This window comes from Cypionkella sp. (assembly GCF_034376685.1).
Classification (GTDB): domain Bacteria; phylum Pseudomonadota; class Alphaproteobacteria; order Rhodobacterales; family Rhodobacteraceae; genus Cypionkella.
Genome location: NZ_JAXMJJ010000021.1, coordinates 18,236 through 27,129, shown reverse-complemented (window position 1 = coordinate 27,129; position 8,894 = coordinate 18,236). Strand labels below are relative to the sequence as shown.

Annotated in this window: 9 protein-coding genes; 2 read left to right on the top strand and 7 right to left on the bottom strand. The window is 60.7% G+C overall.

The genetic code is table 11. The features are described from left to right. Both U1A24_RS04980 and U1A24_RS04975 read right to left on the bottom strand, forming a co-directional pair. On the bottom strand, nucleotides 1-699 hold a 699-nt coding region (locus tag U1A24_RS04980; protein WP_322320873.1), incomplete at its 3' end, for a zinc ribbon domain-containing protein. Nucleotides 700-853: 154 nt separating this feature from the next. After that, a complete protein-coding gene (locus tag U1A24_RS04975; protein ID WP_322320872.1) occupies nucleotides 854-1,216 on the bottom strand; it encodes a recombinase family protein in 363 nt (120 codons plus the stop codon). Between U1A24_RS04975 and U1A24_RS04970 the strand changes: the two genes are divergently transcribed. Beyond that, nucleotides 1,209-1,481: a hypothetical protein gene (locus U1A24_RS04970; RefSeq protein WP_322320871.1), complete on the top strand. Its 273-nt coding sequence runs from the start codon at nucleotides 1,209-1,211 to the stop codon at nucleotides 1,479-1,481. The two genes, U1A24_RS04975 and U1A24_RS04970, sit on opposite strands and share 8 nt — an antisense overlap. A 204-nt stretch (nucleotides 1,482-1,685) precedes the next feature. Further along, nucleotides 1,686-1,856 (top strand): hypothetical protein, encoded by a 171-nt coding sequence (locus U1A24_RS04965; RefSeq protein WP_322320870.1) that lies wholly within the window; start codon nucleotides 1,686-1,688, stop codon nucleotides 1,854-1,856. Between the two features lie 214 nt (nucleotides 1,857-2,070). On the opposite strand, the gene U1A24_RS04960 is transcribed toward U1A24_RS04965, so the two are convergent. The 5 genes from U1A24_RS04960 to U1A24_RS04940 all read right to left on the bottom strand — a co-directional run bounded on the left by U1A24_RS04960 (nucleotide 2,071) and on the right by U1A24_RS04940 (nucleotide 8,400). Next, on the bottom strand, nucleotides 2,071-3,576 hold the full coding sequence (locus U1A24_RS04960) for a tripartite tricarboxylate transporter permease (RefSeq protein WP_322320869.1): 1,506 nt from the start codon (nucleotides 3,574-3,576) through the stop codon (nucleotides 2,071-2,073). Nucleotides 3,577-3,585: 9 nt separating this feature from the next. Next, nucleotides 3,586-4,041 carry a tripartite tricarboxylate transporter TctB family protein gene (locus U1A24_RS04955; protein WP_322320868.1) on the bottom strand — a complete coding sequence of 152 codons (456 nt, stop codon included), beginning with the start codon at nucleotides 4,039-4,041 and terminating at the stop codon, nucleotides 3,586-3,588. 55 nt (nucleotides 4,042-4,096) lie between these two features. Further along, nucleotides 4,097-5,074, bottom strand: coding sequence for a tripartite tricarboxylate transporter substrate-binding protein (locus U1A24_RS04950; protein WP_322320867.1), 978 nt, complete (start codon nucleotides 5,072-5,074; stop codon nucleotides 4,097-4,099). A 198-nt stretch (nucleotides 5,075-5,272) separates the two neighbouring features. After that, nucleotides 5,273-6,613, bottom strand: a complete 1,341-nt coding sequence (locus U1A24_RS04945; protein ID WP_322320866.1) for a sigma-54 dependent transcriptional regulator — start codon at nucleotides 6,611-6,613, stop codon at nucleotides 5,273-5,275. Beyond that, nucleotides 6,610-8,400 carry a sensor histidine kinase gene (locus U1A24_RS04940; RefSeq protein WP_322320865.1) on the bottom strand — a complete coding sequence of 597 codons (1,791 nt, stop codon included), beginning with the start codon at nucleotides 8,398-8,400 and terminating at the stop codon, nucleotides 6,610-6,612. Before U1A24_RS04940 ends, U1A24_RS04945 begins: the two co-directional genes overlap by 4 nt. Nucleotides 8,401-8,894 lie beyond the last annotated feature (494 nt).

The window sequence follows — 8,894 nt, the reverse complement described above, 5'->3', positions numbered from 1 at the left end:
CCAAGATTTACGTCGCCACCAAGGCACAGCCAGTGGAATGGCCCGCTCCCAACGATGACGCCCCGCAGATGCGGGGGCGCTATCCGGCGTGGTATCTGCGCAGGATGATCGATGACGCTTTGCGTCGGTTGCAACTGGAGCGGCTTCGCCAAGCGCCGCGATCAGCGCCGATACTTTCTCTCTGTATACCACTGCCATCTTTGGGTGAAACCGCAATGGCTCCGGTGCTTCGGTCAAGAATCCCAGTTGTGCCTCAAGCGTTTTGCGTCGTGCATCCAAGTCGTTCATCCGGTCCTTGACCTGCGCGACCGCTATGCCCGCAATGATCGCATCGACCAATTTGGCGTGATCACGGATTGCCGAGGCAAGTTCCTTCTCCAGCGATTTGCGGTTGGTGGTGGCTGCATTGACCAGTCTGTTGCGTTCGGCTCTGTATGCCTCGCAGAATATCGCCACAGCCTCAGGATCCATCAGGTGATGCTGCATGGCCTTCAAGACAGCGGTTTCCAGATTCTTTTGTTTGATCAACCTCATATTGGTGCAGACAGCCATGGCTTTGTTGTGGGCCGCCGAACAGCCAAAGCTATACTTTGACGTTTTAGAGAACCCTGATCCACAGCCGCCGCATTCCATCAGACCGGAAAACAGCGTGCGATGGCGGAGGAGCTCCCAGACCGGCGTAACCGTTCCCTTTGACACCAGCGCGCCTTGGCGGCCGCGGGCCGATTGCTAGAGTGAGTCGTCGATGATGCGCAGGGCAGGGCGGTCAATGATCACCCAATCGGCCTCCGGGTTCCGCCGGGACAGCCGTTTGCCGGTGTCTTTCACATAGCGCAGGCGGTTCCAGATTTACCTACCAATATAGAGCGCGTTGTTCAAAATGCCGGTGCCACGTTCGCAGTGCCATGCCGCGTTGATGTGCCAAGTCGCCACCCAGCGGACCCCGAATGCCTTCCAGGTTCAATGCTTCGGCAATCTTCTTTGGCGAAATCCCTTTGGCATAGGCGGCGAAAATATGGCTAACGACACCGACCTCATGTGGGGCGATCTCTCGATTATCCCGGATCGGCTCGCCCCTGCCATCAAGCTGGTGGATCACATAGTATCCATCGGTCAGGCCGCCGGCCGATTTGCCGTCAGCCGCGCTTTCGGCCTTGGGTGTTGCAGTTGAGGCGGCGGCGTTTTGTCCGGGGCAGGCGGTTCCGCTTGTGGCCATCCGTCTGGCGCAAGACCCTGCCACGGGACAGAGCGGCCTTGCGGGCATGGCCTATATGCGCGCCTTTCTGGCGGCGGGTCGCAAACCCGTGGGCCTTATAGACCTTGCCCATGGCGTTCTGATCGCCTTGGCCCCCGATGGCGCTGCGGGGTTCAGCGTTGCTTTGCATGACCTGAAGGCCGCGTATCCAGATCGGATTCGACCCGGCCCGTTCCTCAAATGTGGTGTTCGCGCTGGTGGCCCCACAGGATCTGGGGTTGAATGACTGGATAGTTTTATCTGGAGCCATACAATTCTACGCGTTTGCCCGAATACTCACGGGGAGTTGACGTGGCCACGAAATCCTATCTGATGACACTGTCGCAAAGCTTCGCTGCAGAAATCACGGCAAAGGGCGTCTATGTGCAGGTGGAGGCGGACGGAAATCTGCGATCGCGCTGGTGGCGATATCAGCAAGGTTCGCAATGTCATGGAAGTTGAAGATCTCGTCGATGCGGCATTGGTCGGGTTCGACCGCAAAGAAGTCGTCACGATTCTGCAGGTCCCTGACGTGGCTGCATGGGAGGTGTTTGAGCAGGCACACGGCATTCTGGCGCAGGGGCTTCAGCAATTCCGAACCGCTTTACGTTACCGCACCTGATTACCTGGCAGCGCAGGCGGGGCCTGCACTGCCGACAGAAAAGAACGACAAGACATTTTCCGATGCTCTTGGTGGGCGGGCTTGACGGAGCATTGCCAAATGCTCTTCGAAACGAAGGACGCCACAGGCGGATCTGTGTTTCAGCGTTGATTTTGCGGCTTCTTTTCAAGCAACAGCTCCCGCAGTTGGGAAGCTGTTGCACGGTTCTGGGCGATCAATCGCCCTCGACAAACACCTCTGCCCGTTTCTTGCGGACGGTTGGCAACAGCACGACCACCAGCACCAGCACCGTCAGCACAAGCAGGGTGGCGCTGATCGGGCGGGTCAGGAAGGTTGTGGGGTCGCCGCGTCCAAGGATCATTGCGCGGCGCAGATTTTCCTCCAGCAGCGGGCCCAGCACAAAGCCGAGCAAAAGTGGTGCTGGTTCGCACCGCAGCTTCAGCAGCACATACCCCAGCAGACCAAAACCCGCGACAGCATAGAGATCATAGACGTTTGAATTCACAGAATAAACGCCGATAGAGCAGAATGCCATGATGATCGGAAACAGGACATGGTAGGGCACTTTCAGCAGCTTCACCCACAGCCCGATCAGCGGCAGGTTCAACACGACCAGCATCAGGTTGCCGATCCACATCGACGCGATGATGCCCCAGAACAAGGCGGGTTGATCGGTCGCCACATTTGGCCCCGGAACGATGCCCTGAATGATCATGGCACCCACCATCAGCGCCATCACAGGGTTGGCGGGAATGCCCAAGGTCAGCAAGGGAATGAAACTGGTCTGCGCGCCTGCGTTGTTCGCGCTTTCCGGCCCTGCAACCCCAGCGATTGCACCCTTGCCGAATTGTTCCGGGGTTTTTGAGATCCGCTTCTCCACGGTATAAGAGGCAAACGCCGCCAGCACCGCGCCGCCTCCGGGCAGAATGCCCAAGGCCGAGCCCAGCATGGTGCCCCGCAGCATCGGCGCCACCATCTCCTTCAGGTCTGCCCGCGACGGCCACAGCGCCCCCAGTTTGGTGCCCAGCACGGTGCGGTCCTGCTCGCCCTCCAGATTGCGCAGGATTTCCGCGATGCCAAACACCCCAACCGCCAAAGCCACGAAATTCAGCCCGTCGGCATAGGCGGTGATGCCAAAGGTAAACCGTGGTGTGCCGGTATAGATATCCGTCCCAACCACGCCCAGCAGCAGCCCCAGCACCACCATCGCCAGCGCCTTGAGGACAGAGCCATGCGCAAGCGCGATGGCAGAGACAAGACCCAGCAGCATCAGGCTAAAGTATTCAGCCGCACCGAATTTCAGGGCGATCACCGTCAGCGGCGGCGCAAAGACCGCCACAAGCAATGTGGCCACCGATCCCGCAAAGAAGGAACCCAAGGCCGCAACAGCCAACGCGGTGCCCGCCTTGCCTTGCCGCGCCATCTGATAGCCGTCGATGGCGGTCACCGCAGATGAACTCTCGCCCGGCATGTTGATCAAGATGGCGGTGGTGGAGCCGCCATATTGCGCGCCGTAATAGATCCCGGCGAGCATGATAAGCGATGTGATGGGCTCCAGCTGAAAGGTGATCGGCAACAGCATGGCGATGGTGGCGGTGGCCCCGATGCCTGGCAACACGCCGATCAAGGTGCCAAGAATGACGCCAATCAGGCAGAACAGCAGGTTTTCAGGGCTGGCCGCGGTGGCAAAGCCAAGGCCCAGGTTTGACAACAGATCCATGATCGCCCCTTAAAATGGTAGCCAAGGGCCAAACCGCCGGAACGGCAGACCCAATGCGACGCTGAATACCAATGTGCAGAAAATCGTCACGGCAACCGCCAGAGCCACGGCGTAAAGCGGCTTCAGCTTTAGCCCAGCCAGTGCAGCAATCAGCGTGGTCAGAAAGATGGATGGCACAAAACCAAGGCCACGCACGGTCAACCCGAAGAAGATCGGTGCCGCGAGGATGAACACCATTCCGCGCCAAGCATAGTTGCCGACATCCTCACCGATGGACCCGAACGAGCTGACAACGATCGCAGCACCCAAACCAAGCAGTATCACCGACAGCACGGCGGGGAAGTATCCTGGCCCCATCCGCAATGTGGTGCCCATCTCCAGCCCCAGACATTGCAGGCCGAACACCGCACCGAATAAAATGAACAAAATCCCGGCAGAGAAATCCGCCTTGTTGATTGCAGCCATCGTCGCCCCTCCCGGCAAGAAAAACGGCCCCGATCATCGACCGGGGCCGCAAAAATCAGTCAGCGTAAACGCCAGCCGCTTCAATCACCGGCTTCCAGCGGGCAATCTCGCCTTCCAGCTTTGCCTTCAGCGCCGCAGGAGTTGCGTCAGCAGCAGGTGACGGCGCGGTGCCCAGCTCGCCGAATTTTGCGACGATTTCCGGGTCTGCCAGCGCTTTTTGCAGCGACGCCGCAAGCCGGTCATTCACCTCAGCAGGGGTGCCTTTGGGGGTGTAGATGCCATGCCAGATCGACACTTCCATCCCCGGCAAACCACCCTCCACCACGGTCGGCAGATCCGGGAAGATCTCTAGGCGCGCGGGCGATGTCACCGCAAAAGCCTTGATCGTGCCGCCCTTGATCTGTTCGGTTGTGTTGGTGGTCTGGTCACACATGATGTCGACCTGCCCGCCCAGCAATTCTGTCATCGCAGGCCCGGTGCCCTTGTAGGGCACGGTGACGATGGGCGCTTCCATCGCCTGCATGAACAGCATGCCGCACAGATGCGAGGCCGCCCCGATACCCGCATTTGCCATCGTGATGGTTTCGGCGTTTGCTTTGACATAGGTGATGAACGACGCCATATCCGTCGGCTCGAAATCCTTGCGGGCCACCAGCGTCATTGGCACTTCGGTGACAAGCCCTACATATTCAAAGGCTTCCGTCGGATTGTAGGCAAGGTTGCGATACAGCGAGGCAGATGTCGCCATGCCGATGTGATGCAGCAAGATGGTATAGCCATCCGCTTCGGCTGTCGCGACCTGACCGGCCCCCAGCGTGCCGCCCGCACCGCCGACGTTTTCGACAAGAATGGTCTGGCCAAGATCTGCCGACATTTTTTCTGCCACAAGGCGGCCCACGGTATCGGTGGGGCCACCTGCGGCAAACGGCACGACCATCGTGATCGAGCGATCAGGGTAAGTTTGCGCAAAGGCGGCAGATGCCGTAAATGCGGTTGCCGCAGCGAAGGCTGCGAGTTTGACGGACAGGGCCATTGGTTCCTCCCAAAACGTGGCAATTTTTGCCGCGCACCGATTGGCGCTGCGGTTGCGCCAAGCAGGGGGCGCTTTGCGGCTGTGGTGCAAGCCTGCTGTGCGGCCAAGTTGACAGAAATGTGACCACGCGGCACGGCAATGGGTGGATTGCGGAACATCCGGGGTTTGCGCGTGGGTGGAAATCCACCCATTTCGCCATCAGTCGTCGGCGTCCTCGATCAGCCGACGGTCCAAACCATGCTTCTGCATCTTTTCATACAGCGTCTTGCGCGACACCCCGAGCGATTCATACACCCGCCGCAATCGCCCGCCATGCGCCGCAATCGCGCCCGCGATGACTGAGCGTTCAAACCCCGCCACGCGGTCTGCCAGCCGGGGCACTTCCGGCCCCGAACTGCCCGGCATCCAGTCTAAGCCCAACACAAACCTGTCCGCCATGTTGCGCAACTCGCGCACATTGCCCGGCCAGTCGCGCCCCGCCAGATCGGCCAGCATCTCAGGCTCTGGCGTGCGGTCTGGTGCGGAATGGCGCGCCGCCGCTTCCCGCACCAGTTGCAGGAACAACAGCGGAATATCCTCGCGCCGCGCAGACAGCGGCGGCACCCGCAACATGGCCACGTTCAGCCGCCAATACAGATCTTCGCGGAACGCCCCCTTTGCCACCTCTGCTTCCAGATCGGTTTTCGAGGTTGCGATGAAACGCACATCCAGCGGGATCGCATCATTCGAGCCCAGCCGCCGGATCACTCGTTCCTGCAACACGCGCAGCAGTTTGGCTTGCACATCCAGCGGCATCTGGCCCACTTCATCCAGCAGCACCGTGCCCCCGCGCGCATGCTCAAACCGCCCGAACCGCGCCCGCATCGCGCCGGGAAACGCCCCCGCCTCGTGGCCGAACAGTTCTGACTCAATCAGTTCGGCGGGCAGGGCGGCACAGTTGACCGCCACGAACGGCTTGGCATTGCGCGGAGAAAGATCGTGCATAGCATGTGCCACCACCTCTTTGCCCACGCCAGTTGGCCCCACAATCAACGCATCCGCCTCAGACGCCCCAATCGCGCGCAGCCGATAGCGCAGGTCGATCATCACTGCCGACCGCCCCGGCAGCCGCGCCTCCATATCATCGCGCTGCCCCGCAGCGGCCCGCAAACGGCGGTTATCCAACACCAATGCCCGATGTTCCATCGCCCGCCGCAGCACGGCAATCAGCGACTGCGCGACAAAGGGCTTTTCGATGAAATCGTAGGCCCCGCGTCGCATCGCCTCGACGGCCAACTGCACTTCGGCATGACCGGTGATCAGGATCACCGGCAGGTCGGCGTCGATATCGCGGAGCCGTTGCAGCAGTGTCATGCCGTCCATCCCCGGCATGCGGATATCGCTGACCACCACGCCGTTCAGACCTGATCCCGCGTGATCAAGCACCTCTTCTGCCGAGCTGAACTCTGTCACTGGCAACCCTGCCAGCTCCAGCGCTTGCAGCGTCGAGGCCCGCATCTGCGCATCATCATCGACCAGCAAAACCCGTGTTGGCGTCATTCCGCAGCCTCCTGTCGTGCCACGCTCGCCTGTAGATCCAAGGTAAACACCGCACCGCCTTCCGGGTGGTTCGCCACCCGCAAATCGCCGCCAAAATCCTTCATGATGTTGTAGGAAATCGACAACCCTAGCCCCAAGCCTGACCCAACGCTTTTCGTGGTGAAAAACGGATCGAAAATCCGGTCCGCAATCGCCGCCGGAACCCCCGGCCCGTAGTCCCGCAGGGTCAACAACACCCGTCCCGCCGCGCGTCGCCCCGTCACCTCAATCCGCAATGCGCCGGACTCTGCCATCGCATCCGCCGCGTTGGACAACAGGTTCACCAACACCTGTTGCAAGCGCACCGGACCGCCCCGCACCGGGGGAAGGTCGTCTGGCAGATCCACTGCGACCTGCAAAAGACGCGGCGCCACCAGCGCCAGCGCTTCCGCCACCGCATCGCGCAACACGATATCCTGCAACGGCGCATCCGGTTTGCGCGCCACATTGCGCAGGTGCCGCGCAATCGCGGCCATCCGGTCGATCAGCGACAGGATTTGCCCGACATTCTCTTTCGCCCGAACGCCATCGCCCCGGTCAATCAGGATCGCCGCCGAATCCGCATAGTTCCGCGCCGCAGCCAACGGTTGGTTGATCTCATGGCTCAGTGCCGCCGACATCTGCCCCAATGCGGCAAGCTTGCCCGCTTGCACCAGATCGCTTTGGGTGCGGCGCAACTCCTGCTCGGTCAGCCGCCGCTCTGCGATCTCGGTTTCAATCAGCGCATTCGCCTGTGCCAGATCCGCTGTGCGCTCTGCCACCCGCCGCTCCAGCTCTGCCTTGGTTTGCAATTGCAGCGCCAATCTCTCGGTCAACCGCGCCCTGCGCTGCCAGATCAGCAACACCACCGCCAGCGCCGCGCCCAGAAACGCCAGCGCCGCCAGCCGTGCCTGCGCACGCAAATAGGCGGCGTCGAGCAGCACATGCACCGTCCAGCCCGCCCGAGGCATCAGTTCTTGCGCGGTAAGATATTCGTGGCCATCCATCGTCAACAAGTCATCCGCCTGCGTCACCGCCATTTCGCTGACCGGAACATCGGCATAGCGCCGCGACGCGGCAGTGCGCGCCAACCTGTCCGGGGTCAGTGGCAACAGGCCCTGATAGCGCAGCCCGCTGTCCGAAGCCAAAAACACGATCCCCTCAGGATCGGTCACCATGATCGCCGCGTCCTGCGCCCGCCATTCTGCCTCAATCACATCCAACCCGATTTTCACCGCAACAACGCCCACCGTGGCGTTGTTTTCATCCAGAATGGGGGCTGCAAAGTAATATCCGCGCACCCCAGACGTTGTCCCAATCGCGTAGAACCGCCCCGTCTGTCCCGCCAATGCTGCGGTGAAATAGGGGCGATAGGTAAAGTTCTGGCCGATGAAGCTGTCGGCACGATGGTGGTTGGATGCCGCAATCGTCACGCCATCCGGGGTCATGATGTAAATATCCGACGAGTCGAGTTCCGCGTTGCGCGCCTGAAGCCACAGGTTCATCGCCTCTATGCGCGCAGCATCCGTCGGGTTCTGCACCAGCCGCAATACCCGTTCTTGATCGGCCAACAAATCCGGCACCACTTCAAACCGCCGCAAATGCCCGTCCAGCGCCTGTATCGTCAGACCAAGCAGAGCCTCAGCCCGTGCACGACCCTCTGCCATATATATCCCAGTGGCGGTGCGCGAGGCGACCATGAACACCGCAAGCGCGCTTGCAAGGCAGATCGCAAGCAGGATCAAAGAGGATCGTCGTATCAAGCGCATGTCGACCCCAACCAGGCCACCTCCGGCATCCATGGCAATCGTGCCGCGGCCAATAGTGATCCAGCCGTCCCGCTTTGTATAGGGCGGCGGCGCAACGACCCGCAGTCCTCCTTAATCGAGGATACGCAGCTCTATGTTTCGTTGAATAACAAAGTGATCTGGCTGACGATGCGCATCTTGGCCCTGCCGCTTGGGTGGGCGCTGGCTGCACTGGTCAACCAGCAGATCCGCGCCATGTGCTATATGAAACCCTGTTCTTCATGCCGCGGGTGTTGGCCACCGTCACCGTCATTGATGCGTTGCGCTCGTTTGAAATAGCGCGGTGCCCTCGGGCAGACCCTATCGCTTGCGATCCGGTCACCGTGCAGGTTGGTATTTATCGCGAAGACCTGCTTTCCGGCACTACCGCACCGGATATCACCGCCCTGCATCTGATTGTTGCGTGCTTTCGGTCGCCGCTTCCCGTCCGAAAACCCGGATGCCTCAGTCAACAA